The organism is Streptomyces sp. NPDC090045, assembly GCF_044747975.1.
Classification (GTDB): domain Bacteria; phylum Actinomycetota; class Actinomycetes; order Streptomycetales; family Streptomycetaceae; genus Streptomyces.
Genome location: NZ_JBIVFA010000016.1, coordinates 111,626 through 128,278, shown reverse-complemented (window position 1 = coordinate 128,278; position 16,653 = coordinate 111,626). Strand labels below are relative to the sequence as shown.

The following is a 16,653-nucleotide window of genomic DNA, read 5'->3' as shown; positions in this document are numbered from 1 at the left end:
AAGGATCAGTCCCCTTGCCGGTGGCCGGAATGGCCAACTCCGGCCCCAGGAACGGCGCATTCTCGCCACCTCGGCCCGGACTCCGCGGATGCCCGGGCCCCCGACCCCACCGGCCACACCACCACCACTGCACCCACCGCCGCACCCCACCGGCGCGCCCTCACCAACGCCCCCACCCCCACCCCCCGCTCGGCTCAGGGGCGGCGGGAACGTGCCTTGAACGCGGCCTTGCGGGCCTCCTTCGCCGCCTTCTTGTCCGGGTGCAGCCGGCCCATCGCCTCCAGGACGTACGCCGTCGCCGGGTGCTCCACCCGCCACACCTGCTCGAAGAACCCCGCGTGATGGGCGGTCAGCGTCTCCATCAGGAGCGGCAGCTCCTCCGTCTCCCCATCGGCGGCCAGCTGCGCCGCGATCGTGTCGACCGTCAGCCAGAACACCATCTCCGGGTCCGGCGCCGGTACGTCGGCCACCCCGCGCTCCGCCAGCCAGACCCGGGCGAGCCCGCCGAGCTCCGCGTCGTCCAGCACCGCGCGGACGGCCGGTTCGGCCTCCGGCCCGGCCGGCGCGAGGGCCTGCTGGCACCGGAGCCGGCGCAGCGGGCCGCCCTCGTCGTCCCCGCGGGCGGCGGCCAGCAGTTCGGCGACCGCGGTGGGCAGTTCGCGGCCGGCCAGCCACTGTTCGATCTCGGCCTGGGCGGCGCTCTCGGGGTAGAAGGAGACCGCGTCGAGCAGGGCGTCGGCCCCCTTGTCGGCCAGTTCGCCGACGGCCGGCGCCTCGACCCCGGCTTCCAGCATGCGGGCCCGGATCCCGTACACGCCGAGCGGGGTGAGGCGGACCATGCCGTAGCGGGAGACGTCCTCGTCGTCCACGGCGGCCGGGCCGCCCGCCTGCGAGGCGCCGGCGGCGAGCTCCTCCTCGTCGGCCTCCGCCATCAGCTCCTCGTCGACGGGCCGGAATTCGACCAGCCCGATCGGCTCCAGCTGCCTGAACTGGTCGTCGAGGCGCATCATCGCGTCCGAGACCTGCTCCAGCACGGCGTTGGTGGGCTCGCCCATGCCGTCGGGGACGACCATCGAGGCGGCGAGCACCGGCAGCGGAACCGGCCGGTCCGCCGCCCCGCCCTCGGTGACGGTGAGCAGGTAGAGGTTGGCGAGGACCCCGTCGAGGAAGTCCGCCTCGCGGCCCGGGTTCCAGTCCAGCCGGTCGAAGTCGATCTCGCCGCCCGCGTCCAGCGCGTCGACGAGGCCGTCCAGGTCGGGCACGGCCGCGTCGGCCAGCACCGTGTCCAGGGCCGCCAGCCACAGGTCGAGCACGTCGCCGGGCGCACCGCCCGTCACCAGGGCGAGGTCCTCGCCGGGGGCGGCCGTGCCGAACCGCTCGTCGCCGCCCTGCCCGGCGTCCGGACCGCCGCCCTGCCCGGTGTCCTGCCCGGCGTCCTCCTCCGGCTCCGTCACGTCCACCAGGCCGGTGTCCACGGCCACCCGCCAGGCCTGGCCCGCGTACCCGGCGGAGTCCGCGTCGGCGGCGTCGAGGCCGAGCGCCGCGACGGCATCGGGCAGCTGGTCCGCGACGAGTTCGCCGCCGACGTCGACGCGCGTCCCGGGTCCGGCCCAGCGGGCGAGGCGCACGGCGCGCGCGAACAGCGGGGCGACGAGGGCGTCGCGCGCCAGTTCCGCGTCGGAGTGCAGCCGTACCGGCGGCAGCGTGGGGTGCGACTCTGCGGACATGGTGCTGTTCTCCTCGCGGACGCGGTGGGGCCGGGCGCGCAGCCGGGCCGGCGGGCCGTGACGACCGATTGGTCCGTCATGTGCGCGCGGACATCGGCGACATGGCCGACATGGCAGGCAGGCCGGCGCAGGGCAGATGTGGCGCAGATGACAGCGGTGGCCGTCGTTCGGCGCTCCAGCGTAGACGCATTTCGGGACCATCCGGCGGGCCATCGCCTTTGGTTCATCCCACAGTCAGCTGTCGTATTCCCTGGAGGGCTTGACAACTTTGCTGGCCACACAGGAAATTGACGCGCGTAGATGTATCGGGAGCGGCATGCCTCCCGCAGATCTCGCTGCGACCCCGCTGCCGCAACCCTCCTTCCCTCTCCCACACCGGAGTCACTGACCATGCGCTCCTCGCATCCCCGTTCCGCCGCCGTCGCGGCCCTCGTCGCCACCGCGCTGGCCACCGGCCTGCTGGCGGGCTCCGCCGACGCGGCCGAAGGCGCCGTGTCCGCCGATCCGATACGCATCCACGACATCCAGGGCACCACCCGGATATCCCCGCTGAACGGCAAGCAGGTCGCCGACGTCGAGGGCATCGTGACGGGCGTGCGGACGTACGGCTCGCGCGGCTTCTGGATCCAGGACCCGGACGCCGACGACAACGACGCCACCAGCGAGGGCGTGTTCGTCTTCACCAGCTCCGTTCCGACCGTCGCCGTGGGCGACGCGGTGAAGGTCTCCGGCACCGTCGGCGAGTACGTCCCCGGCGGCCTGAACTCCGGCAACCAGTCGGTGACCCAGATCTCCAAGCCGACGGTGACCGTGGTCTCCTCCGGCAACGCGCTGCCCGAGGCCACCGCGATCAACGAGTACTCGGTGCCCGCCGAGTACGCCCCGGCGGGCGACCCGGCCGCCGCCGGCAGCATCAACGGCCTGACCCTGGAGCCCACGCGCTACGCCCTGGACTACTACGAGTCGCTGGAGGGCATGAACGTCAAGATCGGCACCTCCCGCGTGGTCGGCGCCACCGACCCGTACTCGGAGCTGTGGGTCACGGTGAAGGGCTGGGAGAACGCCGCCAAGCGCGGTGGCACGATCTACGGCTCCTACGAATCCCAGAACACCGGCCGCCTGCAGATCCAGCAGCTCGCGCCCCTCGCGCAGCAGCCCTTCCCGGTGGCCAACGTCGGCGACAAGCTGACCGGCACCACCGAGGGCCCGTTGGACTTCAACCAGTTCGGCGGCTACACGCTGGTGGCGCGCACCCTGGGCACGGTCAAGGCGGGCACCCTCGCCCCCGAGAAGACCAAGCCGCAGACCGAGCAGGAGCTCGCGGTGGCCACGTACAACGTGGAGAACCTCGACCCGAGCGACCCGCAGGAGAAGTTCGACGCGCTGGCGAAGGCGGTCGTCGAGAACCTCGCCTCCCCGGACATCCTCGCCCTGGAGGAGATCCAGGACGACAACGGCGCCAAGAACGACGGCACCGTCTCCGCCGAGCAGACGCTGACGAAGTTCACCGCGGCGATCACGGCGGCGGGCGGCCCGGCCTACCAGTGGCGGACCGTCAACCCCGAGGACAAGAAGGACGGCGGCGAGCCCGGCGGCAACATCCGCCAGGTCTTCCTCTTCAACCCGGCGCGCGTCTCCTTCACCGAGCGCGCCCCGGGCGACGCGGTGACGGCGACCGGCGTGGTCAAGGAGAACGGCAAGGCCGCCCTGACCCACTCCCCCGGCCGCATCGACCCCGCGAACCCGGCGTGGGCGGACAGCCGCAAGCCGCTCGCGGGCGAGTTCGTCTTCCGCGGCAAGACGGTCTTCGTGATCGCCAACCACTTCGGCTCCAAGGGCGGCGACGAGGGCCTGACCTCGCACCACCAGCCTCCGGTGCGCAAGTCGGAGGAGAAGCGACTGCTCCAGGCGCAGGCCGTGAACGGCTTCGTCAAGGAGATCCTGGCGGCCGACAAGAACGCGAACGTCCTGGTCCTCGGTGACATCAACGACTTCGAGTTCTCGGCGACGACGGACGCGCTCGCGGACGGCGGGGCGCTGTACCCGGCGATCAAGTCGCTGCCGAAGGCGGAGCGCTACTCGTACGTCTTCCAGGGCAACGCGCAGGTGCTGGACCAGATCCTGACCAGCCCGGCGATCAAGAAGTTCACGTACGACAGCGTGCACATCAACGCGGAGTTCGCGGCGCAGAACAGCGACCACGACCCGCAGGTGCTGCGCTTCCGCCCGTAACCCCCGCTCCCACGAACCGCAGGGGGTCCGGCCGCCGTCACGGCCGGGCCCCCCTGCCACAATCCGGCCCATGACCTTCCGCAACGCCACCCGACGGGACCTGCCCGCCGTACTCGCCCTGCTCGCCGACGAGGACCAGGTCCTCGACCCGGCCTCGATCGAGGTCGGCGCGGCGCACGAGCGGGCCTTCGCCGCCATCGAGGCGGACCCCCGCAACGAGATGCTGGTCCTCACGGACGGGACGGGCGGGACGCCTGGGATGGACGGGGCGCCCGGGGCGGACGAGGTCGTCCTCGGCTGCCTCCAGCTGACGTACATACCGGGCCTGGGCCAGAACGGGCAGGAGCGGGCCGTGGTGGAGGCCGTACGGGTCCGCGCGGACCGGCGGGGCGCGGGACTCGGCGCGGAGCTGATGCGCCTCGCCGTCGAGCGGGCCCGCGAGCGCGGCTGCGGCCTGGTCCAGCTGACGAGCAGCAAGCGGCGCACCGCGGCGCACCGCTTCTACGAGCGGCTGGGCTTCGCACGCAGCCATGAGGGCTTCAAGCTGCAGCTGAAGCCGTAGAGGGCCCTTTTCCGGGCAAGGTGGGGACTTTCGGCCCTGGCGTGACGCTCGACACATCCCTACCGAATCCACCGGTTGTGGTGTTGAGTATCTCCACGCCCGATCTTGCCCCGGCTTGTACCGCCCCCTCCCTGGAGGATCCGCGTGTTCCCCTCCCTCTCGCTCGCCCAGGAAATCGGCCTCGCCGTCCTGCTCGTGGCTGCGATCGTCTGGGTCGTCGGCCTCGGCCACATGCTCTGGGACAGCCGCTTCCACCAGCCGGAGCCCGGCGCCCCCGAGGGCCTGCCGATGATCCCGGCGCAGCGCAGCTCCGCCGCGCACCCGATGGAGTCGGTGGAACTGACCGAGGCGGAACAGCAGGCCTTCGCCGGCCTGATCCGGACGATCCCCCTCCACTAACCGCCGCCGCCCCCGCCCCCGCCCCTCGGCCTACTCGTGGGCGCGCCCCTGGGGCTGTCGCCGTCCCACCGCGCCGATCAGGGCACAGACTCCGGCGGTCACGGCGAGGGTCCCCACCATGACCATCCCCACGCCGATCACGAAGAGCCCGCTGGCGTCGTCCGACCAGTCGTAGGCGGCGGCGATCGTCAGGCCGGCCGTGACGCCCGCGACGGCGCCCGCCGCGTGGCCCCGGAACGCCGCCCAGCACACCGGCACCAGCAGGGTCACCACGAGCCCGATCACCTGCCAGGCCTCGTAGGGCCCGGTCTGCGAACCGTCGGGCTGCACATCGCGGTGCTGGTCCCAGCCCAGCCAGGCGGCCCACGCCGCCGACGCCACCACGGCGAGCAGCAGGGCGGTCAGGAGGCGGGGAGCGGGGCCGGAGAGAAGTCGTCGTCGCATGCCCCCCAGCCTCCCCTCCCGCCCCACCGCCGACCAGAGCGCAGGTACTCAGTTCCGGCCGGGTACCAGCCCCGGCCGAGCACCCCGCCCCCACCACGACCGAGCGCCCTCCCCGCCCCATGACGGGCCGGAAGGGCGCTCGGTGCTGACGGCCGGCAACCGGCGGAGCGTCAGTTGTGGCTGTGCAGGACCTCGTTCAGGCCACCCCAGGCCGCCTTGTACGGGCGGGCCTCGACGGCGCCGGTGACCGAGTTGCGGCGGAACAGGATGTTGTTGGCGCCGGAGAGCTCCAGGGCCTTGACGATCTGGCCGTCCGGCAGGGTGACGCGGGTGCCCGCGGTCACGTACAGGCCGGCCTCGACGACGCACTCGTCGCCCAGCGCGATGCCGACGCCGGCCTCGGCACCGATCAGGGTGCGCTCGCCGATCGAGATGATCTGCTTGCCGCCGCCCGAGAGGGTGCCCATGGTGGAGGCGCCGCCGCCGATGTCGGAGCCGTCGCCGACCACGACGCCCGCGGAGATGCGGCCCTCGACCATGGAGGTGCCGAGGGTGCCGGCGTTGAAGTTGACGAAGCCCTCGTGCATGACGGTGGTGCCCTCGGAGAGGTGCGCGCCGAGGCGGACGCGGTCCGCGTCGGCGATGCGCACGCCCTTGGGGGCGACGTAGTCGGTCATCCGCGGGAACTTGTCGATCGAGGTCACCTGGAGGTGCAGGCCCTCGGCGCGCGCGTTGAGGCGGACGGTCTCGACCTGGTCGATCGCGACCGGGCCCAGCGAGGTCCAGGCGACGTTGGCGAGCAGGCCGAAGACGCCGTCGAGGTTCTGGCCGTGCGGCTTGACCAGGCGGTGGCTGAGCAGGTGCAGGCGCAGGTACGCGTCGTGCGCGTCCAGCGGCTTGTCCTCCAGGGAGGCGATCACCGTGCGGACGGCTACGACCTCGACTCCGCGGACCGCGTCCGTACGGATCGCCTTGGCCGCGGCGGCGCCGAGGAGCTCCACGGCCTGCTCGGCGGTGAGGCGCTCGGTGCCGGCCGGGCCGGGCTCGGCGACCAGCTCGGGGGCGGGGAACCAGGTGTCGAGGACGGTGCCGTCGGCGGTGAGGGTGGCAAGTCCGGCGGCGACGGCGCCGGTGGTACGCGTAGCAGTCATATCCGAAACCTAACCGGCGACGGCCTGAGGTTGCGAACCGGTCTCATGTGCCGGTCGGACCGCGTGTCGCCGCTGCCGCGCCGAGGCCCACAGCACCGCCGCGCCCGCCGTCGCCGCGAGCCCGGCGCACAGCGGCCACAGCAGCCCCGGCGCGGCCGAGTAGAGCGCTCCGCCCAGCGGCGGGCCGATGACGACCCCACTGACCGAGATCCCCGCGTACAGGCTCTGGAACCGCCCGACGGCGTGCTCGGGCGCCTCGTCGGCGACGTAGGCGGTGGCGGTGGTCTTGTAGAGGATCTCGCCGAGGCTCAGCAGCACCATCATCGTCACGGCGCTCGCGATCCCCGCTCCGAGCAGCAGCGCCGCGTACCCGGCCCCGACCAGCAGCAGCCCGGTACCGATCACCGGCAGCGCCGGCCGCTCGCGCAGCGCGACGGCGGCGGGCAGCTCCAGCAGCAGGATCACCCCGCCGTTGAGGGCGATCACGAGCCCGAAGGCGCGCGGGTCCATGCCGTGGTCGGTGAGGAAGACGGGGAAGGTGGAGTACTGCTGGCGGTAGACGACGTCGGTCACCAGGATCGCGCCGAGCAGCACCAACAGGGCCGGCCGGGCCCGCAGTTCGGCGGCGAGTCCGCGGCCCCGACCCCCGTCCGGGGCCGCGGAGGTCTTGCGGGGTGCGCCGCGCGCCGGGACGACGCGGGCGGTCCAGAGGGCGAAGAGGAGGGTTCCGACGCCGTCGGCGACGAAGAGCCAGTCGTACGAGAGCCCGGTCGCGACCAGGGCGCCCAGCGGCGGCCCGAGGGTGAAGCCGCCGTTGGACACGCACCGTACGAGGGCGAAGGCCTGGCGGCGGCCCCCCTCCGGGACGGTGACGGCGACCAGCGCGGAGTTGGCGGCCCGGATCACGCCGGCGGCGTACTCGGCCACCGGCATGGCCACGAAGAGGAGCGGCGTGGGCAGCAGTGGGAAGACCGCGAGGGCCAGTCCGCCCAGGGTGGCGGCGGCCAGGAGCACCCGGCGGTGGCCGAAGCGGTCTCCGTACCAGCCGCCGCTGAAGTTGCCCGCGACCAGGCCGACTCCGCTGATACCGCTGACGAGGCCGGCCTGGGCCGCCCCGAGGCCGCGCGGCCCCGTCAGGTAGAGGAAGACGAAGACGAAGGTGAAGCTGACGACGGCGTTGACGAAGATCCCCGCAGCCAGCAGCCACACGACCCTCGGTATGTCCTTGAACCCCTGCAGCACACCCGTGCCCCCCGCATCCCCTGGTGAGTTCCCTTTGGGAACTGACTATGTCAGCATGACAACCTCGGGTCAACGGACAAAGGAGCTCCCATGGCCCAGCGCACACACCTCGGCGACGCGGACTGCGCCATCGCCCAGTCCCTCGACGTGGTGGGCGACTGGTGGACGCTGCTGATCGTGCGCGACACCGCACGCGGCCTGCACCGCTTCGACGAGCTCCAGCGCGAGCTGGGGATGTCCCGCAAGGTACTGACGGAGCGGCTGAAGATGCTCGTCGAGGCCGGGGTGCTGACGCGCGAGCCGTACCAGGAGCGACCGGTGCGGCACGAGTACCGGCTGACCCCGCGCGGGCGGGGGCTGCTGCCGGTCCTGGTGGCCCTCCAGGACTGGGGAGACACCTGGATCCTGGGAGAGGGAGAGATGACGGCGACGACCGACGAGGCCTCGCGGGAGGCGGAACGGGTGCACGCGCTGCGCGGCACGCGGGTGCCGGAGCTGCTGCTGCCGGACCGCTTCGGCGGGATGGGCGACCCGGTGGCGGACACCCCGTTCACGGTCCTGTACTGCTTCCCGGGCGCGTACGCGCGCGCCGAGTCGTACCCGCCCGGCTGGGCCGGCATTCCGGGCGCCAAGGGCTGCACGTTCGAGTCGTGCACGTACCGCGACCAGCTCGCGGAGTTCACGGCGGCCGGCGCCACCGTGCACGGGGTCTCGACCCAGCGCCCGGACGAGCAGCGGGAGTTCGCGGAGCAGGAAGGGCTGCGGTTCCCGCTCCTCTCGGACGCGGACCTGGCGCTGACGGCGGCGCTGCGGCTGCCGACGTTCCGGGCGGCGGGCGTGACCCGGATCAAGCGGCTCACCCTGGTCGTGGACCGCGACCGCACGGTGCGCGAAGTCTTCTACCCGATCCGGGACATCGAGGCGAGCGTGGCCGCGGCGCTGGCGGCGGTCCGCTCCGCGGGTTAGCCGGGGCGCGGTCCGGGCCGGGCCGCTCCTGCGCGGAGCCCCTCCCCGCCCCGTCCCTATCCCGAAACCGGGCTCTGCCCGGACCTGGTCCTCAAACGCCGGACGGACCGGAAGATCCAGCCCCGCGGAGCACCCGCCCCAGGACCTCGCGGGCGTACGCCTCGTCGTAGGCGGCGTCCGTCAGCAGGACCTGGAGGCTGATCCCGTCCATGACCGCGACCAACGCCCGCGCCGTCACCGGATCCGTTCGCGGGGCCAGCCCGGCGGACACGGCCTCGCACCACTCCGCCGCCACCGGCCGCAGCGCCGGGCGGCGCAGGGCCGCGAGGTAGAGCTCGTACTCCAGCTCGACCCGGCCCCGGTCCGCCGCCAGGAACTCCCCCAGCAGGCGGGCCAGAGCCCCGGCGAGGTCCGCGTCGGGATCGGCCAGCGCCGGTGAGTCGGCCACCGCCTGCGCGAAGCCCGCGTTGGCCTGGCGCAGGGCCGCGACCAGCAGATCGTCGAGGGTCTTGAAGTGGTACGTCGTCGACCCGAGCGGTACGTCGGCCTCCGCGGCCGCACTGCGGTGGCTCAGCGCCGCGATGCCCTTGGCGCCCACCACCCGGATCGCCGCGTCGATGATCCGCTGCCGCCGGTCCGGGTCGTAGCGCCGCGCGCCGGAGGGCATCAGTGCGCTCCACCGAGGTTCAGCAGGACCACCCCGCCGATCACCAGGGCGATCCCGGCGATCTTGGCAGCGGTGGCCGCCTCCCCCAGGAACACCATGCCTATGGCGGCGATGGCGGCCGTGCCGACGCCCGCCCAGATGGCGTAGGCCGTGCCGACCGACATCGACTTCAGCGTCTGCGCGAGCAGGGTGAAGGCGATGGCGTACCCCAGCAGGGTGCCCAGCGAGGGCCACAGCTTCGTGAAACCGTCGCTGTACTTCATAGCGGTGGTTCCGGCGACCTCGGCGGCGATGGCCGCGGCAAGCAGTACGTAGGGCATGTGTACAAGGGTACACATCGATGCGTACATGTGTACACATCGGCGACCCGCGCACGGCCCGGGACTCCTGCGGCCCGCGGCGCTACCCTGTCCGCCTCCTGGGGAGACGAAGGGGCGGCCCGCGCATGGCGCAGCATTGGACCCATCAGGGCGGCGGCTGGCTGCCCCCGCGCTCTCCCCTGCCGGGGGTGATACCGCTGCGCCCGCTCGCACCGCGGGAGATCCTCGGCGGCGCCCTCGCGACCCTGCGCCGGTACGGCGGCCGGCTGGTCGGCGCCCTGCTCCTCGGCCAGCTCGGCGGGCTGCTGCTGGTCGCCGCCGTCGCCGGGGCGGCCACCCTCGCCTCTCAGACCCGTACCGCCGGCAGCCGGGCCTTCGTCTACGCCCTCGTCCCGGCCGTCGCCCTGTTCCTGCTGTTCAGCTGGGCCCTGGCCGGCGCCCTGGCCGCGGCCCTGCTCCGGCCGGCCGTGCTCGGGCGGCCCGTGGCGGCGCGCGAGCTGCTGCGCGCGGCCCTGCCCCGGACCCCGGCGGTGCTCGGTGCCCGGCTGCTGTCCCTGCTCGCCGCCGCCGGACCGGGCGCCGCCGCCTTCGCCGCGGGGCTGCCGCCGGTCGCGCTGCTCCCGCTGGCCCCGGCCGCCCTGTGGCTCGCCGTGCTCTTCGCCCTGGCACCCACGGCCGCCGGGTACGAGGGACTCGGCCCCGTGGCGGCCCTGCGCCGGTCGGCCGGCCTGGTGCGCGGCGGCTGGTGGCGGACCCTGTGGGTCACGGCCCCGGCGGGCGTGCTCGCGCTGGGGGCCGCGTACGCCCTCGTGCACTGGTTCGGCGCCCTGGGCGTCCTGCTCGCGCCGGCCCTGCTGCTGACCTTCCCCCAGCTGACCGCCGGCCTGCTCTACGCCGACCGGCGGCTCCGCCGTGAGCGCCTTGCCGGGCCGCTCACGGCGGAGCCCCTGGTCACGGGTTCAGCGTGAACCAGGCGGCCCGCGCCTTCTTCCACTCTGCGTGCGTCAGGTCCTTGGCCTCGGTGCCGTCCCCGTAGAGGTCCGCGGACCCGCTGTCGGTGATCAGCTGCACCCGGGCTCCCGCGGCCGTCAGGTCCGGGACGTCCACGATCGCCTCCCAGCCGCCCGGGTCGGTGGTCGGCAGGTCGGCCCGCTTGACCGGGGCGTGTCCGGCGACGCCGTCCCACTGGTAGAGCGCGTACGGGTCGGAGTTGTCGTCCGCGGCCCACGAGCCGGCCAGGATCAGGTACTGCCCGGCCGCGTTCCTGCGGATGTCCCGGACGGAGAGCCCGCCGAGGTCCAGCTCGATGCCCGTCCCGAAGACCGCCTTGGCCCCACTTGCCAGGACCTGGTCGAAGTTGGTGACCGGCACGACCAGGGCCTTGCCGCCCGGCACGGCCGGCGCCAGCGGGGCGCGGAAACCCAGGTAGGCGGTGGTCGTGGAGCCGGGCGCGAACTCCAGACCCTCCACGTTGAAGCCGTCGATCTGCTTCGGCACCTCACCGGCCGCCGTGCCCGCGGCGAAGCCGTAGCGGTTGCCGTTCGCCTTGTCCCAGGCGACGAGGTCCTCGCGGAGCTTCTTGTACGAGCGCCCGTACGCCAGCTGCGTGCCCGTGCCGGACCCGCTCACGGTGGTGGTGAACACCGTGTTCCGGGGCGCCTTGTACTCGCCGTCCTTGTTGTTGCCGAGCGAGCCCGTCCAGTAGATGGTGTCGCCGATCCGGGTCGCCCCCTCGATGTCCACCTCCTTGCTGACGCCGAGCTGCGAGCTGAAGTCCCAGGTCTTCACCGGGGCGCCCGAACGGGACCGGTCGTAGAGGCGCAGCACGTTCGACTCGTCGTCGGCGACCACCGCGTACCCGCCGCCGACGTCCACGGCGGCCGAGGCGTCCGCGGAACCGGTGAAGTAGCGCGCGTCGGCCGGGTTCTGCACGGCGGCGGACGCCGCGTAGTAAAGCGTCTTGGTGGCGGTCTTCCCGCCGAGCCCGGTCACCTTGACGGTCAGGTTCGTGTAGCCGCGGCCGCGCGCGGCGACGGCCAGCTGCCGTACCGCCCCGGCGCCGGTGACGGTGACGGTGACGTCCCCGGTCCCGGCGACCGAGGCCTTGCTCGACGCCGAGGCGCTCACCGTCAGGGCGGAGGCGTCGGCCCCGCTCTGGCCGACGGTGACGTTCACGACGGGGTCCCCGGTCGCCCCGACGGCCCCGGACAGGTAGGACGCGGACAGGGCGATCGTCGGCGTCCCGTACGTCACGGCCTGTGCGGGCGCGGTCAGCCCGACGATCAGCAGGGCGGCGGCGCCGGCTGTCCCGGCGGCGAAACGAACGGTCACGGAGGGTCCTCTCGTCTGCGGCGCCACGTCGTGACGGCCGTCGAGAAGGTTCGGTGACGGTGGACAACTCCGGGTGCACGCCGTCCGTCCAGCCGGAGAACAGCCTTCCGGATCCGGGAACCCCGCCGGGAACGGGGATCCGGCAAGGTCCGGAGAACGGCGAGAGCCCCCGGCACGACCGTGCCGGGGGCCCTCGTCAGCAAGCGCTGATCAGACGTTGAAGCCGAGCGCGCGGAGCTGCTCACGACCGTCGTCCGTGATCTTGTCCGGACCCCACGGCGGCATCCAGACCCAGTTGATCCGGAGTTCGTTGACGATGCCGTCCGTCGCCGACTTCGCCTGGTCCTCGATGACGTCCGTCAGCGGGCAGGCCGCCGAGGTCAGGGTCATGTCGAGGGTGGCGATGTTCGCGTCGTCGATGTGGATGCCGTAGATCAGGCCCAGATTGACGACGTCGATGCCCAGCTCGGGGTCGACCACGTCGTAGAGGGCCTCGCGGACCTCTTCCTCGGTGGCCGGCTTGATCGACGCCTCGGGCGTCGCGTTCTCGGTCATGCCGTCTTCCTCTCCGCGTCGCCCAGAGCCTGGGCGGTCGCGTCCTTCCACGCCATCCAACTCAGCAGAGCACACTTCACGCGGGCCGGGTACTTGGAGACGCCGACGAACGCGACCGCGTCCTCCAGCACGTCCTCCATGGCCTCGTCCGGCTCGATCTTGCCCTTGGACTGCATCATCTCCAGGAAGACAGCCTGGATCTTCTGCGCCTCGGCCAGGTCCTTGCCGACCAGCAGCTCATTGAGTACGGACGCGCTGGCCTGGCTGATGGAGCAGCCCTGGCCCTCGTAGGAGACGTCGGTCAGCGTCTCGCCGTCGTACTTCACGCGCAGCGTGATCTCGTCACCGCACGTCGGGTTGACGTGGTGCACCTCGGCGTCGCCGTCGCGCAGGCCACGCCCGTGCGGGTGCTTGTAGTGGTCCAGGATCAGTTCCTGGTACATCGAATCCAGCTTCACTGCGTCCTCGTCGCCTCGTCCGTCAGCCGAAGAAGTTCCGTACGTGCTCCAGCCCGTCGATCAGCGCGTCGACCTCGGCCGGAGAGGAGTACAGGTAGAAAGACGCTCGCGTCGTCGCAGGAATTCCGTAGCGCAGGCAGACGGGGCGCGCGCAGTGGTGTCCCACGCGGACCGCGATGCCCTGCTCGTCCAGCACCTGACCGACGTCGTGCGGGTGGATGTCGCCGAGGACGAAGGAGATCGCGGCGCCGCGGTCCTCGGCCGTGGTGGGGCCGATGATCCGCAGGTCGGGCACCTCGGCGAGGCGCTTGATCGCGTACTCGGTGATCGCGTGCTCGTGCGCGGCGATCTTGTCCATGCCGATCGCGGTCAGGTAGTCCACGGCCGCGCCGAGGCCGACGGCCTGGGCGATCGGGGGCGTACCGGCCTCGAACTTGTGGGGCGCCGGGGCGTACGTCGAGGCGTGCATCGACACGGTCTCGATCATCTCGCCGCCGCCGAGGAACGGAGGCAGGTCCTCCAGGAGCTCCTGGCGGCCCCAGAGCACGCCGATGCCGGTCGGGCCGCACATCTTGTGGCCGGTGAAGGCCACGAAGTCGGCGCCGAGCGCCTGCACGTCCAGCGGCATGTGCGGGGCGGCCTGGGAGGCGTCGATCAGCACGAGGGCGCCGACGTCCTGGGCGCGCCGGACGATCGCCTCGACCGGGTTGACCGTGCCCATGATGTTGGAGACCAGAGTGAAGGAGACGATCTTCGTCTTCTCCGTGATGACCTCTTCGATGTTGGACAGGTCGAGCCGGCCGTCGTCGGTCAGGCCGAACCACTTCAGCTTCGCGCCGGTGCGCTGCGAGAGCAGCTGCCACGGCACGATGTTGGAGTGGTGCTCCATCTCCGTGATGGCGATCTCGGTCTCGCGGTCGACCCGGTAGGGCTCGTCCGCCCAGCCGAGCATGTTCGCGACCAGGTTGAGCGACTCCGAGGCGTTCTTGGTGAAGATCACCTCGTCGCGGCTCGGAGCGTTGATGAAGGCGGCGACTTTGTCGCGAGCGCCCTCGTACAGCGCCGTGGCCTCCTCGGCGAGCACGTGCACGCCACGGTGGACGTTGGCGTTGTGCTGCTCGTAGTACTCGTTCAGCGCATCGAGTACCTGGCGCGGCTTCTGCGAGGTCGCCGCGTTGTCCAGGTAAACGATCTTCTTCCCGTCGTGGACCACACGATCCAGCAGGGGGAAGTCCTTGCGGATCGCCTCGATGTCGAGGAGGCCAGGCAGCTGTGTCACGCGGTCGCGCCACCCTTCGTGCTGTACGACTCGTAGCCTTCCGCCTCCAGCTTGTCGGCGAGCTCGGCGCCGCCGGACTCGACGATGCGGCCTTCGGAGAAGACGTGGACGAAGTCGGGCTTGATGTAGCGGAGGATCCGCGTGTAGTGCGTGATCAGCAGGGTGCCGACCTCGCCGGTCGCGCGGACGCGGTTGACGCCCTCGGAGACCTGGCGCAGCGCGTCGACGTCCAGGCCGGAGTCGGTCTCGTCGAGGATCGCGATCTTCGGCTTCAGGAGCTCCAGCTGCAGGATCTCGTGGCGCTTCTTCTCACCGCCGGAGAAGCCCTCGTTCACGTTGCGGTCGGCGAAGGCCGGGTCCATGGAGAGCTGCTCCATCGCGGACTTGACCTCCTTCACCCAGGTGCGCAGCTTCGGGGCCTCGCCGCGGATGGCGGTGGCCGAGGTGCGCAGGAAGTTGGAGACCGAGACGCCGGGGACCTCGACCGGGTACTGCATGGCGAGGAAGACGCCGGCGCGCGCACGCTCGTCGACGGTCATCTCCAGGACGTCCTCGCCGTCGAGGGTCACGGTGCCACCGGTGATGGTGTACTTCGGGTGACCGGCGAGCGAGTACGCCAGGGTGGACTTGCCGGAGCCGTTCGGACCCATGATGGCGTGCGTCTCACCCTGCTTGACGGTGAGGTCGACGCCCTTGAGGATCTCGCGGGCGCCGTTCTCGGCCTCGACGGAGACGTGCAGGTCGTGGATTTCAAGCGTTGCCATGGATACCTCAGGACTCCTGGGTGAGGGAGACGAGCACGTCGTCCCCTTCGATCTTTACGGGGTATACGGGTACGGGGCGCGTCGCGGGCAGACCGGAGGGCTTGCCGGTGCGCAGGTCGAAGGCCGACCCGTGCAGCCAGCACTCGATCATGCAGTCCTCGACCTCGCCCTCCGAGAGCGAGACGTTCGCGTGCGAGCAGATGTCGTTGATCGCGAACACCTCCCCATCGGTGGAGACGATGGACACCGGCGTGCCGTCGAGTTCCACCCGCTTCGGGGTGTTCTCCTCCAGCTCGCTCAGCGCGCAGGCCTTGACGTAATTCATCAGACGGAACCCTGGAGCTCGGTCTCGATCTTGGCGAGCAGACGCTCCTCGATGTCCGGGACACCGATCTGCTGGACGAGCTCGGCGAAGAAGCCGCGGACGACCAGGCGGCGGGCCTCGTCGGCCGGGATGCCACGGGCCTGGAGGTAGAAGAGCTGCTCGTCGTCGAAGCGGCCGGTCGCCGAGGCGTGGCCGGCGCCGACGATCTCGCCGGTCTCGATCTCCAGGTTCGGCACCGAGTCGACCCGCGCACCGTCCGTGAGGACCAGGTTGCGGTTCATCTCGTAGGTGTCGGTGCCCTCGGCGGTCTTCTCGATGAGCACGTCACCGATCCAGACCGCGTGGGCGTCCTGGCCCTGGAGCGCGCCCTTGTAGACCACGTTCGACTTGCAGTGCGGCGCGACGTGGTTGACCAGGAGGCGGTGCTCCTGGTGCTGGCCGGCGTCCGTGAAGTACAGGCCGAAGAGCTCGGCCTCGCCGCCGGGGCCGGCGTAGGTGATCCGCGGGTGGATGCGGACGACGTCGCCGCCGAAGGTGACCACGACGGACTTGAAGCTCGCGTCGCGGCCGATCAGCGTGTTGTGCTGCGAGCAGTGGACGGCGGTGTCGTCCCAGTCCTGCACGGAGACGACCGTGAGCTTGGCGCCGTCGCCGACCAGGAAGTCGACGTTGGCGGCGCGCACGGCGTCACCGGTGTGGTCGATGACGATGACGGCCTCGGCGAAGGCCTGCACGTCGAAGACGGTGTGCCCGAAGGTGGTGCCGCCCTCGCCGTGCAGCGTGAGGCGCACCGGGTCGGTCAGGACGGCCTCCTTGGGCACGGTGACGACCGTGGCCTTGGCGAAGGACGAGAACGCCTGGGCGGCGATCCGGTCCACCGGGGTGCCGGCCTTGCCGATGCGCGCGTCGCCGCGCTCCACCGACTCGACCGTGACGCCCTCGGGCGCGTCGATCTGGGCCTTGATGGCGCCGTCGGCGACCGCGGTGCCGTCGTGGAGACCACGCAGGCGGGCCAGCGGAGTGAAGCGCCACTCCTCCTCGCGGCCGTGGGGCACGGGGAAGTCCGCCACGTCGAAGGACGGGGGGGCACTCATCCGGGTGGCGACGGTGGACTCGGCGGCCACCGCGATCGCGCCGGCGGTGGTCGAACCCGCCGGAATGTTCTGAGCCTCAGCCATGGCTGTCTTCGTGCTCGCTCTCTTTAAAACACACGTCTACGTCAAAGAATGTC

At 71.9% G+C, this 16,653-nt stretch carries 18 protein-coding genes; 5 read left to right on the top strand and 13 right to left on the bottom strand.

Annotated features, from left to right (window positions below):
- Positions 1-194: 194 nt before the first annotated feature.
- Positions 195-1,727: a hypothetical protein gene (locus ACIPYQ_RS33560; RefSeq protein ID WP_401257838.1), complete on the bottom strand. Its 1,533-nt coding sequence runs from the start codon at positions 1,725-1,727 to the stop codon at positions 195-197.
- A gap of 390 nt (positions 1,728-2,117) precedes the next feature.
- Here ACIPYQ_RS33560 and ACIPYQ_RS33555 point away from each other — a divergent pair, with 390 nt between their 5' ends.
- The 3 genes from ACIPYQ_RS33555 (at position 2,118) to ACIPYQ_RS33545 (ending at position 4,920) form a co-directional block, all read left to right on the top strand.
- Positions 2,118-3,959, top strand: coding sequence for an endonuclease/exonuclease/phosphatase family protein (locus ACIPYQ_RS33555; RefSeq protein WP_401257837.1), 1,842 nt, complete (start codon positions 2,118-2,120; stop codon positions 3,957-3,959).
- Positions 3,960-4,029: 70 nt separating this feature from the next.
- A complete protein-coding gene (locus ACIPYQ_RS33550) occupies positions 4,030-4,521 on the top strand; it encodes a GNAT family N-acetyltransferase (protein WP_401257836.1) in 492 nt (163 codons plus the stop codon).
- Between the two features lie 144 nt (positions 4,522-4,665).
- On the top strand, positions 4,666-4,920 hold the full coding sequence (locus ACIPYQ_RS33545) for a hypothetical protein (RefSeq protein ID WP_361757141.1): 255 nt from the start codon (positions 4,666-4,668) through the stop codon (positions 4,918-4,920).
- 30 nt (positions 4,921-4,950) lie between these two features.
- Here ACIPYQ_RS33545 and ACIPYQ_RS33540 read toward each other — a convergent pair whose 3' ends face one another.
- From ACIPYQ_RS33540 to ACIPYQ_RS33530, 3 genes are all read right to left on the bottom strand, one after another.
- Positions 4,951-5,364 (bottom strand): hypothetical protein, encoded by a 414-nt coding sequence (locus tag ACIPYQ_RS33540; protein WP_401257835.1) that lies wholly within the window; start codon positions 5,362-5,364, stop codon positions 4,951-4,953.
- A gap of 170 nt (positions 5,365-5,534) precedes the next feature.
- Positions 5,535-6,515 (bottom strand): 2,3,4,5-tetrahydropyridine-2,6-dicarboxylate N-succinyltransferase, encoded by a 981-nt coding sequence (gene dapD, locus ACIPYQ_RS33535; protein WP_361765107.1) that lies wholly within the window; start codon positions 6,513-6,515, stop codon positions 5,535-5,537.
- 9 nt (positions 6,516-6,524) lie between these two features.
- Positions 6,525-7,754: an MFS transporter gene (locus ACIPYQ_RS33530; protein WP_401257926.1), complete on the bottom strand. Its 1,230-nt coding sequence runs from the start codon at positions 7,752-7,754 to the stop codon at positions 6,525-6,527.
- A 93-nt stretch (positions 7,755-7,847) separates the two neighbouring features.
- Here ACIPYQ_RS33530 and ACIPYQ_RS33525 point away from each other — a divergent pair, with 93 nt between their 5' ends.
- Positions 7,848-8,723 carry a winged helix-turn-helix transcriptional regulator gene (locus ACIPYQ_RS33525; protein ID WP_401257834.1) on the top strand — a complete coding sequence of 292 codons (876 nt, stop codon included), beginning with the start codon at positions 7,848-7,850 and terminating at the stop codon, positions 8,721-8,723.
- Positions 8,724-8,814: 91 nt separating this feature from the next.
- Here the strand turns inward: ACIPYQ_RS33525 and ACIPYQ_RS33520 are convergent, their stop codons facing one another.
- Both ACIPYQ_RS33520 and ACIPYQ_RS33515 read right to left on the bottom strand, forming a co-directional pair.
- Entirely contained in the window at positions 8,815-9,390 is a 576-nt protein-coding gene (locus ACIPYQ_RS33520; RefSeq protein ID WP_401257833.1) for a TetR/AcrR family transcriptional regulator, read from the bottom strand.
- Entirely contained in the window at positions 9,390-9,710 is a 321-nt protein-coding gene (locus ACIPYQ_RS33515) for a multidrug efflux SMR transporter (protein WP_037930119.1), read from the bottom strand. Before ACIPYQ_RS33515 ends, ACIPYQ_RS33520 begins: the two co-directional genes overlap by 1 nt.
- A 125-nt stretch (positions 9,711-9,835) precedes the next feature.
- Here ACIPYQ_RS33515 and ACIPYQ_RS33510 point away from each other — a divergent pair, with 125 nt between their 5' ends.
- Positions 9,836-10,678, top strand: a complete 843-nt coding sequence (locus tag ACIPYQ_RS33510) for a hypothetical protein (RefSeq protein WP_401257832.1) — start codon at positions 9,836-9,838, stop codon at positions 10,676-10,678.
- Here the strand turns inward: ACIPYQ_RS33510 and ACIPYQ_RS33505 are convergent.
- The 7 genes from ACIPYQ_RS33505 to sufD form a co-directional block, all read right to left on the bottom strand.
- The gene (locus ACIPYQ_RS33505; protein ID WP_401257924.1) at positions 10,662-11,999 is read right to left on the bottom strand and encodes a hypothetical protein; all 1,338 of its coding nucleotides are present in this window, start codon (positions 11,997-11,999) and stop codon (positions 10,662-10,664) included. The two genes, ACIPYQ_RS33510 and ACIPYQ_RS33505, sit on opposite strands and share 17 nt — an antisense overlap.
- 252 nt (positions 12,000-12,251) lie before the next feature.
- Positions 12,252-12,596, bottom strand: a complete 345-nt coding sequence (locus ACIPYQ_RS33500) for a metal-sulfur cluster assembly factor (RefSeq protein WP_030388904.1) — start codon at positions 12,594-12,596, stop codon at positions 12,252-12,254.
- A complete protein-coding gene (gene sufU, locus ACIPYQ_RS33495; protein ID WP_351291359.1) occupies positions 12,593-13,054 on the bottom strand; it encodes a Fe-S cluster assembly sulfur transfer protein SufU in 462 nt (153 codons plus the stop codon). Before sufU ends, ACIPYQ_RS33500 begins: the two co-directional genes overlap by 4 nt.
- Positions 13,055-13,076: 22 nt before the next feature.
- The gene (locus ACIPYQ_RS33490; RefSeq protein ID WP_030009137.1) at positions 13,077-14,333 is read right to left on the bottom strand and encodes a cysteine desulfurase; all 1,257 of its coding nucleotides are present in this window, start codon (positions 14,331-14,333) and stop codon (positions 13,077-13,079) included.
- Positions 14,330-15,097 (bottom strand): Fe-S cluster assembly ATPase SufC, encoded by a 768-nt coding sequence (sufC, locus tag ACIPYQ_RS33485; RefSeq protein WP_361765092.1) that lies wholly within the window; start codon positions 15,095-15,097, stop codon positions 14,330-14,332. The genes ACIPYQ_RS33490 and sufC overlap by 4 nt, the downstream gene beginning before the upstream one ends.
- Before the next feature lie 7 nt (positions 15,098-15,104).
- Positions 15,105-15,422, bottom strand: a complete 318-nt coding sequence (locus tag ACIPYQ_RS33480; RefSeq protein WP_030027083.1) for a bifunctional 3-phenylpropionate/cinnamic acid dioxygenase ferredoxin subunit — start codon at positions 15,420-15,422, stop codon at positions 15,105-15,107.
- Positions 15,422-16,600 carry a Fe-S cluster assembly protein SufD gene (gene sufD / locus ACIPYQ_RS33475; RefSeq protein WP_401257831.1) on the bottom strand — a complete coding sequence of 393 codons (1,179 nt, stop codon included), beginning with the start codon at positions 16,598-16,600 and terminating at the stop codon, positions 15,422-15,424. The genes ACIPYQ_RS33480 and sufD overlap by 1 nt, the downstream gene beginning before the upstream one ends.
- Positions 16,601-16,653: the final 53 nt, after the last annotated feature.

Excerpts from the sequence above, each read along its gene's own strand:
- ACIPYQ_RS33560 (WP_401257838.1), bottom strand. The coding sequence starts at position 1,727 with ATGTCCGCAGAGTCGCACCCCACGCTGCCGCCGGTACGGCTGCACTCC.
- ACIPYQ_RS33555 (WP_401257837.1), top strand. The coding sequence starts at position 2,118 with ATGCGCTCCTCGCATCCCCGTTCCGCCGCCGTCGCGGCCCTCGTCGCC.
- ACIPYQ_RS33550 (WP_401257836.1), top strand. The coding sequence starts at position 4,030 with ATGACCTTCCGCAACGCCACCCGACGGGACCTGCCCGCCGTACTCGCC.
- ACIPYQ_RS33540 (WP_401257835.1), bottom strand. The coding sequence starts at position 5,364 with ATGCGACGACGACTTCTCTCCGGCCCCGCTCCCCGCCTCCTGACCGCC.
- dapD (WP_361765107.1), bottom strand. The coding sequence starts at position 6,515 with ATGACTGCTACGCGTACCACCGGCGCCGTCGCCGCCGGACTTGCCACC.
- ACIPYQ_RS33525 (WP_401257834.1), top strand. The coding sequence starts at position 7,848 with ATGGCCCAGCGCACACACCTCGGCGACGCGGACTGCGCCATCGCCCAG.
- ACIPYQ_RS33520 (WP_401257833.1), bottom strand. The coding sequence starts at position 9,390 with ATGCCCTCCGGCGCGCGGCGCTACGACCCGGACCGGCGGCAGCGGATC.
- ACIPYQ_RS33515 (WP_037930119.1), bottom strand. The coding sequence starts at position 9,710 with ATGCCCTACGTACTGCTTGCCGCGGCCATCGCCGCCGAGGTCGCCGGA.
- ACIPYQ_RS33510 (WP_401257832.1), top strand. The coding sequence starts at position 9,836 with ATGGCGCAGCATTGGACCCATCAGGGCGGCGGCTGGCTGCCCCCGCGC.
- ACIPYQ_RS33500 (WP_030388904.1), bottom strand. The coding sequence starts at position 12,596 with ATGACCGAGAACGCGACGCCCGAGGCGTCGATCAAGCCGGCCACCGAG.
- sufC (WP_361765092.1), bottom strand. The coding sequence starts at position 15,097 with ATGGCAACGCTTGAAATCCACGACCTGCACGTCTCCGTCGAGGCCGAG.
- ACIPYQ_RS33480 (WP_030027083.1), bottom strand. The coding sequence starts at position 15,422 with ATGAATTACGTCAAGGCCTGCGCGCTGAGCGAGCTGGAGGAGAACACC.
- sufD (WP_401257831.1), bottom strand. The coding sequence starts at position 16,600 with ATGGCTGAGGCTCAGAACATTCCGGCGGGTTCGACCACCGCCGGCGCG.